16 protein-coding genes are annotated in these 14885 nt (G+C 55.3%); 8 read left to right on the top strand and 8 right to left on the bottom strand.

The annotated features are described in order from the left end of the window. The coding region (locus OSC10802_RS40305; RefSeq protein WP_044170140.1) for an IS4 family transposase at positions 1-626 on the top strand (626 nt) is incomplete at its 5' end. 131 nt (positions 627-757) lie between these two features. Here the strand turns inward: OSC10802_RS40305 and OSC10802_RS0115260 are convergent. The 3 genes from OSC10802_RS0115260 to OSC10802_RS0115270 form a co-directional block, all read right to left on the bottom strand. Next, entirely contained in the window at positions 758-1381 is a 624-nt protein-coding gene (locus OSC10802_RS0115260) for a cytochrome c oxidase subunit 3 (protein WP_017717636.1), read from the bottom strand. 271 nt (positions 1382-1652) lie between these two features. After that, a complete protein-coding gene (gene ctaD / locus OSC10802_RS0115265) occupies positions 1653-3416 on the bottom strand; it encodes a cytochrome c oxidase subunit I (protein WP_017717637.1) in 1764 nt (587 codons plus the stop codon). A gap of 214 nt (positions 3417-3630) precedes the next feature. Then, a complete protein-coding gene (locus OSC10802_RS0115270) occupies positions 3631-4638 on the bottom strand; it encodes a cytochrome c oxidase subunit II (RefSeq protein ID WP_017717638.1) in 1008 nt (335 codons plus the stop codon). Between the two features lie 457 nt (positions 4639-5095). Here OSC10802_RS0115270 and OSC10802_RS0115275 point away from each other — a divergent pair, with 457 nt between their 5' ends. Together OSC10802_RS0115275 and OSC10802_RS0115280 are read left to right on the top strand one after the other, a co-directional pair. Next, the gene (locus tag OSC10802_RS0115275; protein ID WP_017717639.1) at positions 5096-6022 is read left to right on the top strand and encodes a COX15/CtaA family protein; all 927 of its coding nucleotides are present in this window, start codon (positions 5096-5098) and stop codon (positions 6020-6022) included. A 111-nt stretch (positions 6023-6133) separates the two neighbouring features. Further along, the gene (locus tag OSC10802_RS0115280) at positions 6134-7117 is read left to right on the top strand and encodes a heme o synthase (protein WP_017717640.1); all 984 of its coding nucleotides are present in this window, start codon (positions 6134-6136) and stop codon (positions 7115-7117) included. Here OSC10802_RS0115280 and OSC10802_RS54505 read toward each other — a convergent pair. From OSC10802_RS54505 to OSC10802_RS55645, 3 genes are all read right to left on the bottom strand, one after another. Next, on the bottom strand, positions 7065-7409 hold the full coding sequence (locus OSC10802_RS54505) for a hypothetical protein (protein ID WP_232731688.1): 345 nt from the start codon (positions 7407-7409) through the stop codon (positions 7065-7067). The genes OSC10802_RS0115280 and OSC10802_RS54505 overlap by 53 nt on opposite strands. A gap of 123 nt (positions 7410-7532) precedes the next feature. After that, positions 7533-9026 (bottom strand): serine/threonine-protein kinase, encoded by a 1494-nt coding sequence (locus OSC10802_RS0115285; RefSeq protein ID WP_017717641.1) that lies wholly within the window; start codon positions 9024-9026, stop codon positions 7533-7535. Between the two features lie 52 nt (positions 9027-9078). Next, positions 9079-9201, bottom strand: coding sequence for a hypothetical protein (locus OSC10802_RS55645; protein WP_255349139.1), 123 nt, complete (start codon positions 9199-9201; stop codon positions 9079-9081). A 5-nt stretch (positions 9202-9206) separates the two neighbouring features. Between OSC10802_RS55645 and OSC10802_RS0115290 the strand changes: the two genes are divergently transcribed. From OSC10802_RS0115290 to OSC10802_RS0115300, 4 genes are all read left to right on the top strand, one after another. After that, positions 9207-9443 carry an antitoxin Xre/MbcA/ParS toxin-binding domain-containing protein gene (locus OSC10802_RS0115290; RefSeq protein ID WP_017717642.1) on the top strand — a complete coding sequence of 79 codons (237 nt, stop codon included), beginning with the start codon at positions 9207-9209 and terminating at the stop codon, positions 9441-9443. Positions 9444-9455: 12 nt separating this feature from the next. Further along, positions 9456-9890, top strand: coding sequence for an RES family NAD+ phosphorylase (locus tag OSC10802_RS0115295; protein WP_017717643.1), 435 nt, complete (start codon positions 9456-9458; stop codon positions 9888-9890). Between the two features lie 12 nt (positions 9891-9902). Continuing rightward, entirely contained in the window at positions 9903-10028 is a 126-nt protein-coding gene (locus tag OSC10802_RS55650; protein WP_255349140.1) for a hypothetical protein, read from the top strand. A 164-nt stretch (positions 10029-10192) separates the two neighbouring features. Then, positions 10193-11212 carry an ABC transporter ATP-binding protein gene (locus OSC10802_RS0115300; RefSeq protein ID WP_017717644.1) on the top strand — a complete coding sequence of 340 codons (1020 nt, stop codon included), beginning with the start codon at positions 10193-10195 and terminating at the stop codon, positions 11210-11212. Positions 11213-11389: 177 nt separating this feature from the next. Here the strand turns inward: OSC10802_RS0115300 and OSC10802_RS0115305 are convergent, their stop codons facing one another. Both OSC10802_RS0115305 and OSC10802_RS56165 read right to left on the bottom strand, forming a co-directional pair. Then, positions 11390-11896, bottom strand: coding sequence for a DUF4347 domain-containing protein (locus tag OSC10802_RS0115305; protein WP_198525124.1), 507 nt, complete (start codon positions 11894-11896; stop codon positions 11390-11392). An 834-nt stretch (positions 11897-12730) separates the two neighbouring features. Next, positions 12731-14284: a DUF4347 domain-containing protein gene (locus OSC10802_RS56165; RefSeq protein WP_198525125.1), complete on the bottom strand. Its 1554-nt coding sequence runs from the start codon at positions 14282-14284 to the stop codon at positions 12731-12733. A gap of 161 nt (positions 14285-14445) precedes the next feature. Here OSC10802_RS56165 and OSC10802_RS49960 point away from each other — a divergent pair, with 161 nt between their 5' ends. Continuing rightward, on the top strand, positions 14446-14859 hold the full coding sequence (locus OSC10802_RS49960) for a hypothetical protein (protein ID WP_017717647.1): 414 nt from the start codon (positions 14446-14448) through the stop codon (positions 14857-14859). Positions 14860-14885: the final 26 nt, after the last annotated feature.

The raw sequence follows: 14885 nt of genomic DNA on the forward strand, positions 1-14885 counted from the left end.
TTAAAATTCAACCACCGCGCCATCATTTGAACCGACGGAAGCTCAACCCAGTTCGCCTGACTGTGGTGAGAGCAGTTGAAGAAAATCCACCCCAGGGTGAAACTCCAGTCAGCTGGTTATTACTCACAACTGTTCCGGTGTCCAGTTTTGATGATGCAGTTCGTTGCCTGCGCTGGTACAGTTATCGATGGCTGATTGAACGCTATCACTACACTCTGAAAAGTGGCTGCGGTCTGGAAAAGCTTCAGTTAGAAACAGCCCGTCGTCTTGAGATGGCTTTGGCCACTTATTCAATTGTGGCGTGGCGATTGTTGTGGCTGACCTATGAAGCTCGCAAGAATCCAGACACTCCTTGTGACACGGTTTTGTCAGCTCACGAGTGGCAGTCTCTTTATGCAACGATTCACCGGACGCCAAATCCCCCGTCCACACCGCCTTCGTTGCGAGAAGCCGTGCGCATGATTGCGCAACTTGGAGGCTTTTTGGGTCGTAAGGGTGATGGGGAACCGGGAGTCAAGACAATTTGGCGTGGGCTGTGTAGACTCCATGATATTGCCTCTACTTGGCAACTGAGGGACTCTGGCCACCCCAAAGAGGTGATGGACTTCCAAATGGGCTATACATAAATCTTCATTAAGAAAGATGTGGGTAATGGATAGCCCTTTATGGGAGAGGGGGGTTAGGGGGGTGAGGGTGAAAATCTGAGGAAAATGGGATGCTCCGATGAAAAACCCCCGCCCCTACAGCACCCACCGGCTCACAGGAGATACAGGAGCACGAACAAGATAACCCAGATAACGTCTACAAAGTGCCAGTAAATTTCAGCTGCTTCCACGCCAAAGTGGCTTTCATTGGAGTAGTGACCGGCTTTGAGCGAGCGCCACAGCACAGCCAAAATCAGCAGCACCCCAAAAGTAACGTGCAGCCCGTGGAAGCCGGTCATGACGTAAAACGAGCTGGCAAAAACATTTGAGGTCAGCCCAAATCCCAGATGGCTGTACTCATAAGCTTGGCCGGCTAGGAAAATCGCCCCCATAATAGCAGTAGCCGCAAACCAAGTGCGCAAACCCGCAACATTGTTCTTCTTAATCGCCCCATTGGCTTGGTTAATCACAAAACTGCTAGAGAGCAGAATTACCGTGTTAATTCCCGGCAGGACAAGCTCTCGCTCAATGCCTTCCGGAGGCCACACCGGCGAGACAGCCCGAAAGATCAAATAGGCGGCAAACAAGCCGAAAAATATCATCCCCTCTGCGAACAGAAACACGAACACCCCGAACATGCGGAGATCGGGATGGGCTTCGTGGTGGCCTGATGCCGCCTCCGGGTTGTGGTGATAGTTGAGTTCGGTCTTAGCGGGATCGATGATGGGAGTTTGCATGAATTTATAATGCCAGTAGCTTGACAAAATACTGTTGGGCATCGGGCATCGGGCATCAGGAACCCAAGATTGCTTTTAACAGCTCATCGTTCCCAGTGCCAAGCGCCCAGCGCGTTAGCGAAGCGGCTCCGTAGGAGCGGCGTGCCCAGTGAGCGCCAACAGCGAATACCAAGTTGAGATAGATAGGATTTTTTCCTGTGGCTGAAAAGGCTTTTATGCCGCCTTTTTAAATCCAAAATCCCCAATCCAAAATCCCAAATTGGTATAGCTGCTAGCGATTGTGACTTTCCCCCTCACGGTCGTCCGGATGGGCAGCAACAGCCGGGTCTGGCTCAGCACGCAAAACAGAACTCGGACCGGCAGACAAAAGTGGGTCTTTAGCCTCAGACAGAGGCACCTTCACCTCAGTGCTGCGGTCGCCCATACCGTAGTCATAAGGGCCGGTTGCCAGCACCGGCACCCCTTCAAAATTCTCCACCGGCGGCGGTGAAGCCGTCATCCACTCCAGAGTCAGCGCTTGCCAGGGATTGTCGCCCGCCTTCGGGCCATACATCCAGCTCCAAATCGCATTCACAATAAACGGAAGCGTCGAAACTGCCAGCAGGTAGCTGCCGACCGTACACAGCATATTCAAGCCGGCATATTTCGGGTCATACATTGCCACCCGCCGGGGCATGCCTTGCAGGCCCAGAATGTGCATCGGCAAGAACGTCAAATGAAAGCCAAAATACGTCAGGCAAAAGTGAACAATGCCCCAAGGTTCATTCAACATCCGCCCCGTCATCTTGGGGAACCAGTGGTAGATCGCCGAGTAAATCCCAAACACCGCGCCGCCAAAAAGCACATAGTGCAGGTGAGCCACCACAAAATAGGTGTCGTGAACGTGAATGTCGAAGGGCACCGAAGCCACCATCACGCCGGTGATGCCGCCGAGCACAAAAGTAGAAATAAAGCCCATCGCGAACAGCATAGCGCTGTTCAGGCGGATTTTGCCGCCCCACATCGTCGCCAGCCAGCTGAAAATCTTAATCCCAGTCGGCACAGCAATCACCATCGTGGCGATCATGAAAAACATGCGCAGCCAGCCGGGAGTGCCGCTGGTAAACATGTGGTGCGCCCAAACAATCAAGCCGAGAAAGCTAATCGCCAGACTGGAGTAGGCAATTGCCTTGTAGCCAAAAATCGGCTTGCGGGAGTGCACCGGAATCACTTCCGACATCACCCCAAAAAACGGCAGGATCATAATGTACACCGCCGGGTGGGAGTAAAACCAGAACATGTGCTGGTACACCACCGGATCTCCCCCGCCGGTCGGGTTAAAAAATGCCGTTCCCGCCAGCAAGTCAAACGACAGCATAATCAGCGCCGCTGCCAGCACCGGCGTGGCAATCAGAATCAGCGCCGAAGTCGCCAGCATCGCCCAGCAGAACAGGGGCATTTCATTGAAACCCATGCCCGGAATCCGCATCTTAAAGATGGTGACGACAAAATTCACCGCCCCCAAAATTGATGAAGTTCCCAGAATCAAGACGCTGAGAATCCACAGCTCCTCGCCGACTTTGCCGGTTATCAAGCTCAAGGGCGGATAGGAAGTCCAGCCCGCCTGTGGCGTGTTCACCAGCAAACTGCTCAGCAGCAGCAAACCTCCCGGCGGAATCAGCCAGAAGGCGACCCCATTCAGCCGGGGGAAAGCCATATCCTTCGCCCCAACCATCAGCGGCACAAGGAAGTTAGCAAACCCCGCCCCTGCCGGTACGATCCACAAGAAAATCATTATTGTGCCGTGGAGCGTAAACAGGCCATTGTAGAGTTCAGGGCTGACAAAATCGGCATCCGGCGTGGCGAGTTCCGTGCGGACTGCCGTCGCCAAAGATCCGCCGATCAAGTAGAAGAGAAACGAAGTGACCAGATACTGAATCGCGATCACTTTGTGGTCGGTACTGAACCCGAAGTAGTCTCGCCAATTTCTCTGAGCCGGCTCTGTACCGTGAGCCGGCAGATTGGCTGTTTCTTGCAGCTGTACTTGTGATGTCATAGCTTTTTATAGTCACAGGTGCGAGGGGAAAGGGCGTTGCGCAGTTCGGGGATGAACCCCACCCCCCAACCCCAGCCCCTTATCCCCAGAGGGGGCCCCCCCTTCCCCGCTTGCGGGGAGGGGGAGAAAAATGCCAGGTTCTGGAACAGGCTGGAAACCTCAGCTCAGTCTCCAATCCTCCTCCAGATCCCCGAATCCCTAGTTTGTTTTTGACCTAATTCCCCGCATGGTGAGCGGCGTGGTGCTCGGGGTGCAACTGCTCTAGAGTTTGTTTATCAATCCCGATTTCCGCCGCATAAGGAGCCAGAAACTCGCCATCGGACAAGTTCGCGGGGCTGACCGCCACTGCTCCCTCCAGGTTTTGGGAGCTGGCAATTTCTTCAAGCTGACTTGACAGCCAGCTGTCGAACTCTTCCGGCGTGTGGACAATCATCTGCGTCCTCATCGATCCGTGGTATGAACCGCACAGTTCAGCGCAGACGACGGCGTAGTCGCCGACTCTTGTCGGTCTGAACCGCAGTTCAGTCGCCCGTCCGGGAATTGCATCCTGCTTGAGTCGCAGTTCCGGAACCCACAGGGCGTGGATGACATCGCTGGCGGCGATATTCAGCTGGACTTCGCGCCCAACCGGCAGGTGCAGCTCGCCAGAGGTGACGCCACTCTCACCGTAGTTAAAAATCCAGGCGAATTGCAACCCGGTGACATCGATCTTCAGGTCTGCCGGTTTGCCTTGCTCATCTGGGGAAGCGCCAATGCCGACGGCGAGCAGACGGGACTCAGCCGGCAGCATCTGGTGGGTTTCTCCCGCCTCTGAGGGCAGGGGAGCTGCGATCGCCGACCCAGGAGGCATTTTGGCTATTTGCATCCGGCTGTGGTCGTGGGAGGCCATCGGGTCCAGACCGCCCATCGAGTTGTAAATTTCAAAGCTGTAGACAGAGATGCCGAGAACGATCACCGCTGGGATCGCTGTCCAGAGAATTTCTAAGGGAACATTGCCGTGCACCGGCGGGCCATCGGTACTGTCGCCCTTGCGCCGGCGAAACCTAATTGCCGAGATCAGCAGCACCCCCTGCACCAGGATAAACAGGCCGGTGGAGATGGTGACCATCGTGTTGAACAAGTCGTCCACGGCGGATGCTTCTGCGGAGGCGGCCACCGGCATCAGACCGTGGTTCTGGCCGTACCACAGGCTGACGAGTGTCAGCGCAATGCCGGCCAGCATGGTGAGTATGGAATTTGGGACGCTCACAGCGAATTAGAACCTCCTAACCAAATTTTTTGAGCTCTGGCTATGCTAAGGAGCCTAGCAACACAGATCCAGTAACAGCTCACACCTCATCACCCGCACAGGCCAAGTGCGGCAACAGTCGCCACTGATTTTCAAGTTCCGCACTACTTCCTTAAGGTAAAGCAGGTATTAGCTCAAATGGGGCCCAATCTCCTATCTTTTGGGATTTCTTTGGGATCGCTCCGTGGCCCTCTCTATTGCAGAGCGCCCCATCCCATCTCCCCCGTGCCGGTCAAATTGGCCCAGCCCAAATAAAGAACTGTAACAATCGGAAGAATTCCTAAAGCCTGCCAGCTTTTCAGGAAGCCGACTATAAGGTGTTTCTAGCAAGATGAGCAAACGCTCAGGATTCGATTAAGTTTTATTTCCTAGTGAAACTGAGGTATAGCGCATGGCCAACTCTGTACTGCATCAAGACGCAGCAATAGCAGCCCCGCAGTCCGGGGCGGGGGAACGCATCCGCCGCCTGGTGTGGAAACTGGCGGTGGCGACACTGCTTTTGATGGCCATTGGCAGTGCGACGCGGGTGATGAATGCCGGACTCGCCTGCCCAGACTGGCCACTGTGTTACGGGGAATTGGTGCCGGCCCAGCAGATGAACTTTCAGGTCTTTCTGGAGTGGTTTCACCGGCTCGACGCCGCCTTAATTGGCTGTGGCGCAATCGCACTCGCCGGCATGTCGTGGTGGCACCGGCGCTCTGTGCCTGGGTGGCTCCCGTGGGCTTCCAGCTTCGCCCTCGGCTTAATAATTTTCCAGGGCGTCTTGGGAGGGCTCACCGTTACAGAACTGCTCAGATTTGACATTGTAACCGCTCACCTGGGAACAGCGCTGCTGTTTTTCACCACCCTCCTGGTCATCTGGCTCGCCCTAATCCCCTATCAAGGCGCAGGCACAGCCGGCGTCTTGCGCTGGGTGGGGCTAGCGGCAGCCATCCTAGTCTACCTGCAAAGCCTTTTAGGAGCCCTCGTCGGGTCACAGTGGGCCCTGCACCAGTGCTTTGGCTATGGCCAGCTGTGCGCCGTCATGAACAGCCACATTGCCGGCGTTGTCCCAGCCAGCTTAGCCACTCTCTCAGTCGCCCTTCTGGCGTGGCGCAAGCCGGCCCTCCACCCAACCCTGCGCAACCTGGCCTTCTGCGCCGGCGGATTGCTAGCCGGCCAAATCGCCCTAGGCGTCGCCACCTTCTACCTGCGCCTGCAAGTCGAGCCCCTAACCGTCGCTCACCAGGCCACCGGCGCAGCCTTGCTCGGAGTCCTAGTCGCCTTCTCCGTCCTAGCAATGCGCGACCAACCCTCCAAAACTATACCGCAAAATTAACCCTCACCCCCTCCCACTTACTCCTAATTAACTTCCCCTCCCACCTCCCTCTCTTGTTCCTTGGCGCTCCCTCACGGGGGCGGTTACTAAAAAAAAATCAAACAAAAATCCATGCAAGAAATCATTGGCACTGCTGGTGTGAGCAGGCACCATGAAAACCTGTTGCAGGTGATGCAAAGCTACTACCAGCTAACCAAGCCCCGCATTATCCTGCTATTGCTAATCACCACAGCCGCCGGCATGTGGGTAGCAGCCGGAGGACAGGTCGATCCGCTGCTGTTACTTGTGACCCAGACCGGCGGAGCGCTAGCTGCCGGTGCCGCCAATACCATCAACTGCCTCTACGACCGAGACATTGATTATATCATGGAGCGCACCCGGCACCGCCCGATTCCTTCCGGTCGGATTAAGCCTCGCGACGCGCTGATATTTGCCATCGCTCTCGCTTCCGTTTCCTTCACCTTGCTAACAGTTTTCGCCAACCTGCTGGCAGCGTTGCTAGCGATGTCTGGCATTGTTTTTTATGTGCTGATTTACACCCACTGGCTGAAGCGCCACAGCACCCAGAATATCGTGATTGGGGGGGCTGCCGGTGCGATTCCGCCCCTGGTGGGGTGGGCGGCTGTCACCGGCGATTTGAGCCCGGCACCTTGGGTGATGTTTGCCATCATTTTCTTGTGGACGCCCCCCCATTTCTGGGCGCTGGCGATGATGATTCGGGATGACTACGCGGCGGTGAACGTTCCGATGCTGCCGGTGATTGAGGGAGATGAACCGACGGCGCGGCAAATTTGGCTGTACACTTTAGTTTTGCTGCCGGTGACGCTGCTGCTGGTTTATCCTTTGCACGCGACGGGGGCGGTGTATGCCGGTGTTGCTGTCTTGCTGGGGGGAATTTTCGCTCAGAAAGCTTGGCAGCTGTTGCGGGCTCCTAGCGAGCGGGATGTGGCGCGTTCGCTGTTTAAATACTCGATTCTGTACCTGATGCTGCTGTGCGCCGGCATGGTGGCTGACAGCTTGCCGGTCAGTCACCAGCTGACGGCTACAGTGATGGAAAACCTGCGGGCGTTAACTGCCGCAATTTCCATCCTGTAATGCTTAAAGACAATTGCAGATTCTCCTGTGGGGCGGGCGATAGATTGCCCGCCCTTTTTTGCGCTATCGCCCAGACGCGCAGGAGTTTCACGAAGCAATGACCATCACGCGCGTGAAAACGGATCGCTTTGGGACGCATTTGTTCGTCAGGGAAATGGCAGCGAACCGCATCGCGAACAATTTCCCGCAGGCTTTCTAGATCGTCAGCCTGAGTGAAAATCGACTCGCCTAGCGCCCTAGCGGTATAGCCTCCGTCCGGATCGTCTTCAACCAGAAATACAATTTCAGTCATAGCTCATCTCTCTGAATTTTTCCTCTTTTATTAATTCCCCTCGTTCCCAGGCTCTGCCTGGGAACGCTTCTCGTTTAGGCTCTGCCTCCTTTCGATCGCATGCAGCATTATTAGCTTAACAGCTTAATGGATATCACATTCTTCAAGCCGGGAAACGAGAATGTGGTTTATCCCGACATTAAAAAACATCGCCACGGAAAAGACAAACTTGCCGAACCCCTGGCGAGCCAAAACACACGCCGGCAGGTGTCCCTCAGGAGCGTTTAATGTAAAAGTGATGTTTTCATAGTTAATCGAACCATTCACGCGCCAGCCAACGCGGTCGCAAAAATCGTCAAAAGTAGCGTAGGGGTTGCTCTTTACAATTTCCTCCCAAATCCGCTTCTGGACACTAAACCCAAAGCGCCCCATGCTATATCTTACCCAAAGATCGTTGATAGTGCGGAGGTCTGCGCACGGAAATTTTTCCAGGTCTTCTTTTCTGATCCAGCCTTGACTGGTCCGACCGGCAACCTGCAGCATGACAGTCTTTGTTTCCATATCTGCCTCCTCCCAGTTTGCAGCGGCGAGTAAATCCCGCAGTCTCGTGTAATCTACCCTCACTGCTGAACTGAGACTGTCAGGGGGAGAAACATTCACCGGCTCTGATGCTGTGGCGCTTGCCTGAGATAGGCTAGGAGTTGGCGCATTGAGAGCTTCCAGCACCTGACCGGCATCTTGATAGCGATCCCTGACGCGCTCCTGTATGAGCTTGTCCAAAACTTCGCCCAACTGGGGGCTAATCACTGTGCCGGTGGGCAAACGCTCGCGCCAGATCCAGCAAGCGTTCACCCCATCATAAAGCCCGTCGGAACCGTCTTTCTTTGGCAAACACCCAGTCAGCAACCTCATGCAAGTTACGCCCAAACTGTATAAATCGCTAGCCGGATAAACCAGACCGCGCAGCTGTTCCACCGGCGCATATCCAGGCGTCCCAACTGTTGTCCCCACTTGACCGGTAAGAGTTGCCGCCGCCTGTTTGGAGACGCCAAAATCAATCAGCACCAACTCTCCCCTCTCCCTGTGCGGGGTTAGGGTTGAGGGTGAGGGCGAGCGCCGGCGCATAATATTCTCAGGCTTAATATCGCGGTGAATCACCCCGCGCTCGTGAACAAACTTGAGAACCGGCAGTAAATCCGCCAGCAGCTGCCGAATTTTTCCCTCACTAAACACACCCTGCTGCTGCAATTCTTCCAGTAAAGTCTGCCCCTCAATAAACTCCTGCACCAGATACAGGCGCTTGTCTTGCTCAAAATAAGCAATTAGCTGGGGAATTTGGGGGTGATCTCCCAGTTCGTAAAGTCGCTTCGCCTCTTCCTTAAACAGTTCCGTTGCTTTTTCGAGCGCAACCGTTCCCTGAACTTGCGGAAAAAATTGCTTAATCACACACGGGGCGTCCATCCTGTCCGCATCTGTGGCTTCATAAGTTCTGCCAAATCCTCCCGATCCCAAGAGTCGAATTACGCGGTAGCGGTTGCGGAATAGGGGGGTGAGGGTTGGCGAGCCGCAATATTGGCAAAACTTATGGCTGTCGGGATTGAAGGGATTTGAGCAGATGGGATTGGAGCAGTAAAGCATATCTGCGAAGGAAGCGCCGGATTTATTCTATGATAAATCTTATTCGGGGTTTTCACAAGACCTCAGTCACCGGCACTCGCCGGCGATCCGCCAGACTGAAGGGGCGGTCTTGGAAGGGTGTGCCGGCGCGATCAGCGGATGTGCCGGTGCTATACTGAAGACAGTCAGCAGGCAATCCCTATGAATCCCATAACGAATCCCGAATCAGCAGAAGTCCAAGACTATCAAGCCAGACACGAGCAACTCATCGAGCAGTTGCGCCGGTTTATGGGCGGACAGATGCGCTACGTTGAAATCTGGCTCAACTCTCCCCATCCTGACTTGGGAGGTTTGACGCCTCAATTCTTCATCGATGCCGGGAAGATTGAAGTTGTCGAATCCCTCGCCTGGGCGATCGAGCATTGCCTTATTGGGTAAAGGACATCCTAAATGCTTACAGGTAATCAACTTATCGCCGCTCTGGCGGCACTGCCCACCGTGTCCCTACCTGGGGAGGTTTTTCGTGTTGTTCAGGCAAAATACATCAATACCGCCTTATCCTCGGTTGGCTCTCGATTGGGTGGCAGGTACAATCCACCATCAGCATTTGAGGCGCTCTATCTGGCTGACAGTTCTGTAACTGCCCTGCTAGAGGTTGAAGCTTTAATCAAAGCAGGGACACTGCTGAGGTCTATTGCCAAACCGCCTCTGATTGTACTTTCCATCAACTCCCAGCTGAACGCCGTTTTAGATATCACCAATCTCAACAGCCAGCAGGCATTGGGCACCAATTTGCAGGAACTCACCGGCAATTGGCGATTGATGAATGCTCTGGGTCAGATTGCTCCCACTCAAAGCCTCGGAGAGGCGGCGTACAATTTATAAACCATCGAAGCCTTGAAAGTGCCTTCAGCGCGTGACCCCAATTCTTACAATTTGGTTGTCTTTCCAGACCGGCTTTCTGCTAACAGCTTCTTGCGAGTTTACGACGATTCTGGCACGATTAGCGCACAACTGCCTTGAGCGATCGCTGTTTGCAGATTCGGGCTTCAGCCCCCACACCCCGCAGAGGAGGGCCCGCACTGCGGCCAACCTGCCCACCGGCTGAAAGCCCCCACCGGCGATATCATAAAATACAATAAAAGAGTGTTTAGATTTGTATCAACCCCTCAAACATAGAGAAAATCATGGCTCCAGCCGTTTTAATCGAGAAACTCCAGAAACGCTACGGCTCGGTGGAAGCCGTGAGAGACGTTTCCTTTCAAATCGAAGCGGGGGAAATTTTTGGCCTGCTCGGTCCCAACGGTGCCGGTAAAACCACAACCATCCGCTGTCTGTGCACTTTGGCGACGCCAGACGCCGGTCGCCTGGAAGTGTGCGGCATCTCCGCTGTCGAAAACCCCAAGCTTGCCAGACAGCGCCTCGGCTACGTCGCGCAAGAGGTCGCCATAGATAAGGTGCTCACCGGTCGGGAACTGCTGCAACTGCAGGCGGCATTATACCACATTCCAAATAAATTGGCAAAAGAGCGGATTGACACGGCAATTTCCTTGCTGGGGTTAGACGAGTGGGCGGACAAGCAAACTGGCAAGTATTCTGGCGGATTGCGCCGGCGTCTCGACTTGGCGGCGGGGTTGCTGCACCAGCCGGCGGTTTTGGTGCTGGACGAGCCTACAGTCGGGCTCGATATCGAAAGCCGCATAGCGGTGTGGGATTTCCTGCGCCGGCTGCGGGATAGCGGCACCACAGTGCTGATCACCAGCCACTATCTCGAAGAGATTGACGCCCTCGCCGATCGGGTGGCGATTATTGACCGGGGGGTGGTGATTGCCACCGGCACCCCCTCCGAGTTGAAAGACCGGGTGGGAGGCGATCGCATCACCCTGCGCATCCGGGAGTTTTCCCCCATCGAAGAAGCGGAAAAAACCAGAGACATGCTGAAATCGCTGCCCTTTGTGCGGGAAGCGATTATTAACAGCGCCCAAGGCAACTCCCTGAACTTGGTCGTCACGCCGCAGAGTGACGCCCTGCTGACAATTCAGCAAGCCTTGCGAAATGCCGGTTTGCCCACTTTTGGCATTGCCCAGTCTCGCCCCAGCTTGGATGATGTCTATCTAGCGGCGACCGGTAAAACCTTATTGGATGCCGAACTCGCTGCAGCGGGGACACGCGATCCCAAGGCGGAACGCAAGCAAAACATGCGCTAATCGGCGTGGGTGCCGGTATTCGCCCGCAATTGCTCGCAGGGTCGAAACCGGCTCCCCCTGTGGCGCACCCCACCCCCAGGGAGATTTAGTTTAACCGGATGCTCCCAAAGGGATTTGGCTTGAGAGCGGAACGCACTGTACCGCACCGCCAAAAACGCCCTAGTACGCTGCCATCACCTACTTTTTAAACGCCAAAGAAGCCCTAACAAAGCTGGTGGTGTGCTCCCATTTCCAGTGCCCCCTTTTTGCCGCGCTACCTGTGAGGTTAGCAGAAGCAGCCACCGGCACGCCCGCCAGCCGGCTGAGCTTTCGCACAAAAGCTTGACCAATTTCCCCAGCTGCCACCTCGCACCCATAGAGGAAAATAGCAGGAGAATCGGAAGGAAATAAGAACTTAAAGAAAAAAGGTTCATCCCAAGTTTCCAACTTGCCAATTTTCCAAGCTGCAAACTCTGGGGCATAAATATCGAGGTTGTCGGGAGTCAGTCGGGTGCTGCCCAACTTCAACAAACCCGGACCGCCGTGGCATACAATGTGCACAGTATTAATCTCGGCGTATCTGGCTAATACGTCACTGATCTGTTCTATGCCATCTTCTGTAGCGTCGAGGACAATCACTTCAAAGTTGCCTGCCACACCGGCAATCAGACTTTCCTTATCCTCAACTGCTGAGTCAATAAACACGAGCCTGCACCCGCTATTGCTATCGCCTGCCGTTTTTTCTTGTAATCTCAACCCCTCAATCAACATTTAAATTTGACCTCATTAAAGTGTTAGTCTAGTTTGGAACGATATCTCACAACCCCAAAGAATAGGTGGTCGCGCCGGAAAATTTGACAGAAAAAAGCAATCGCAGATGTTAGGCTTTTAATCGGCTTGTTGCAGAGAGGAAGCAGAGCCGGCCCAGCCACGTTCCCATCTGCCCGGAAACGCGGGGGAGAGCGCGCGGGAGACAGTAGTTGTCCGGCGCGACGAAACCCCCTTGATGCCCGGGTTTTTAATGCAAAATCCCAACGCTAGAATCCGAAATTGGTATTGCCCCCTAAGCGCCCGCAAAATGGGAGCGGGGAGGAAAAATCTCATCGTTTTCTCACTCCGCCCTCCCCTCAATCTCCAGAGGGGGGGTGAGGGGGAAGGCGGAAGTGCGGTAATTCCAGGACATAATATAAAACTCTTGCTCACCTTCTGGCAAAGGCAGCCACGATCAGAAAAAAACTTGCCCCCTGAGAAAAAAGTCTCTAAAAAAATCAGTAGTGTTCGCTTGTTGGGGCTTCCACTGCGCCGGTCGGGTGGGGCCCAACCCCTATGCCGGTTTGCGCCGGCTCTGAGCCGCTGAACTGTCACAGCTTTATCATGGTGGCATTGTGCCGGCACATCCCCTTAACTGCGTCAGAAGTAGTGATTTCAGGAACCACTTCAGACGCAGAGGACGCCGAGCTGCCAGAAAAAGAGGGTTTGTCGTGGTTGATATGTCACTCTTTGTTTAGGATTGCCGTCGTGCGGTCGCCCTCTTTCTTTTTATTGTGCCACCACTGTGCCACTTGACCTGTTGAGCGGCTTGCTCCAGTTGCTGCCCGGGCCCGCACCACTCCAGACCATCGCTGCTTCCCCTTTTGCGGGGTCTTGTTCAGCGCTTGTTTCATCGGGCAGACCGGCGGTCAGCGCTGCCAAAGCGCTCTGCGCGGCACTGTCGGGCCAGCTGGCACCGGAGGTGGCACACTCACCGGCACCCGCACCGGCACCCGCACCGGCACCCGCACCGGCACCCTCAGTTGGGTGGGCGATTGTGCCATTTTCGATCGCAGTGCCGGTGTTGCAGTAGCAAACTGCCGCCGACACATCCAGGGTGGCTCCCGTGACAACAGTCAAGGTGCCACTGTTGCTAAAAAAGCCCTGGATGGCACAATCCCCAGCCAGAACCAGCTCAGATAAGCTAGACAAATCCCGCAAGGTCATCCCGTCCGTTCCCGGGTGGAAAGTCTGGGGGCTATTTCCGCAGAAGGCGAAAATAGGGGTTCCCTCAACGGTGCCGCCGGTGCGGGTAAAGTCGCCATAGAAAATGTAGTAGCTGCTGAATTCACTGGAAAAGGATACCGCACCACCTTTGAGAAAGACGTTTCCTCTGACGCTGCCACCATACCACAAAACAGTTCCGCTGTCAACAGCCAGATCGCCACTAACCGACAGGTAGCTTCTGACTATAGCATTTTCAATGGTGAGATGGCCGCCAACCGAGAGGCTGACCTCAACGGTTCCGCCGGCAATCAGGGCGTTTTCCTCAACCTTGAGTTCATTCCAGCCCGACAAGGTGCCGGTGCAGTCGCGGGTGACAGTCAAGCTTTTGATTTGCGGGCTGGTGTCGAGGAGGACATTCTCAGTGCAGGTTTTGTCGAAGACGGCGAGATCGAAATGTGCCGGCACTTGCTCTCCCGACCAGTTGAGGGGGTTGCTCCACTTGCGGTTATCGCCGCCCCCAGTCCAGTAACGGGTGGTGCCAGGGTTGGTGTGGCGGCTGGAGGCACTGGGCGACAGGCGAGAAAACCACTGGACCGGACAGTTGCCGGTGCCGGTGGGGGCGGTGCAGAGGTTCCAGCAGGTGTCAGTGCTGGCAGCAGCCAGTTCAGGGATCTGGGGCAGCCCAGGCGAAAAGGGGGGCATCTCCCCAAGCCCCTTTATATCGAGGGGGGGAGAAGAGATATTCACAGGCGGGAGTTGCTCCCCTTTTTTCTGGGGGATCGGGGGGGGATCGCAAGGCACACCGCAACCATAGAGGAGGATATCAGGCTCAGTAGGGGCATCTGCCCACTGCTGTAAAAGCGTGCGGTCGAGGCTGTCCAAGCTCAGCTGCGTGTTGCCCAGCTGCAACTGGCCAGGGACACCGCCGCAGACAATATGGATGGCGCAGATGCCGGTGCGCTGTGCCAGCACCTCAGTAATTTGCTGCACCCCGCATCTGGCCGGTTCGAGAACAACCGCCTCCGCCTCCGGCATAACAGCGCCAACTAGGCTCTCAAAGTCCTCGACAGCGGAGTCAATGAAGACAATACTGCCCGTGCTGTTCATATTTGCCATTTTTTCTCTTAAACATAATAAATTGCCCAGCATTGAAGGAGCCCCTCCTCAAAACATATTTGCACCGGATGGGGGGTGCCCCTGATGGCTCGGCTGGACTTTTCCTGTAGCGCGGGCCAGCGCTAAGCTAGAAAGCCACGCCCCTGTGGGGAAGACGAACCGTGCGGGATCTAGTTCGCGCCGCCGGCATTCGCCCTGACTCGGCTTCTTTGTGTATATATCATGGAGTCTGGATTTGGGGCGAATTGGCTCAGTTGGCGGCTCAGTTGGCGGCTCAGTTGGCGGCTCAGTTGGCGGCTCAGTTGGCGGCTCAGTTGGCGGCTCAGTTGGCGGCTCAGTGGCTCAGTTGGCGGCTCAGTTGGCGGCTCAGTGGCTCAGCTGGCGGCTCAGCTGGCGGCTCAGTTGGCGGCTCAGTTGGCGGCTCAGTGGCTCACTTTGCGGCTCACTTGGCGGCTCAGTGGCTCAGCTGGCGGCTCAGTTGGCGGCTCAGTTGGCGGCTCAGTTGGCGGCTCAGTTGGCGGCTCACCTATTTTGGGCAGATGAGCTATCACCCCGAAACAAACTTGATAACTTAGAAAAAAGCCCACCAGGGGATTACCTT

The sequence above is a fragment of the Kamptonema formosum PCC 10802 genome (assembly GCF_000332335.1).
Lineage (GTDB): Bacteria > Cyanobacteriota > Cyanobacteriia > Cyanobacteriales > Oscillatoriaceae > Oscillatoria.

Coding starts and splice junctions, on each gene's coding strand:
- OSC10802_RS0115260 (WP_017717636.1), bottom strand. CDS start 1,381: ATGCAAACTCCCATCATCGATCCCGCTAAGACCGAACTCAACTATCAC.
- ctaD (WP_017717637.1), bottom strand. CDS start 3,416: ATGACATCACAAGTACAGCTGCAAGAAACAGCCAATCTGCCGGCTCAC.
- OSC10802_RS0115270 (WP_017717638.1), bottom strand. CDS start 4,638: ATGCTGGCCGGCATTGCGCTGACACTCGTCAGCCTGTGGTACGGCCAG.
- OSC10802_RS0115275 (WP_017717639.1), top strand. CDS start 5,096: ATGGCCAACTCTGTACTGCATCAAGACGCAGCAATAGCAGCCCCGCAG.
- OSC10802_RS0115280 (WP_017717640.1), top strand. CDS start 6,134: ATGCAAGAAATCATTGGCACTGCTGGTGTGAGCAGGCACCATGAAAAC.
- OSC10802_RS54505 (WP_232731688.1), bottom strand. CDS start 7,409: ATGACTGAAATTGTATTTCTGGTTGAAGACGATCCGGACGGAGGCTAT.
- OSC10802_RS0115285 (WP_017717641.1), bottom strand. CDS start 9,026: ATGCTTTACTGCTCCAATCCCATCTGCTCAAATCCCTTCAATCCCGAC.
- OSC10802_RS0115290 (WP_017717642.1), top strand. CDS start 9,207: ATGAATCCCATAACGAATCCCGAATCAGCAGAAGTCCAAGACTATCAA.
- OSC10802_RS0115295 (WP_017717643.1), top strand. CDS start 9,456: ATGCTTACAGGTAATCAACTTATCGCCGCTCTGGCGGCACTGCCCACC.
- OSC10802_RS0115300 (WP_017717644.1), top strand. CDS start 10,193: ATGGCTCCAGCCGTTTTAATCGAGAAACTCCAGAAACGCTACGGCTCG.
- OSC10802_RS56165 (WP_198525125.1), bottom strand. CDS start 14,284: ATGGCAAATATGAACAGCACGGGCAGTATTGTCTTCATTGACTCCGCT.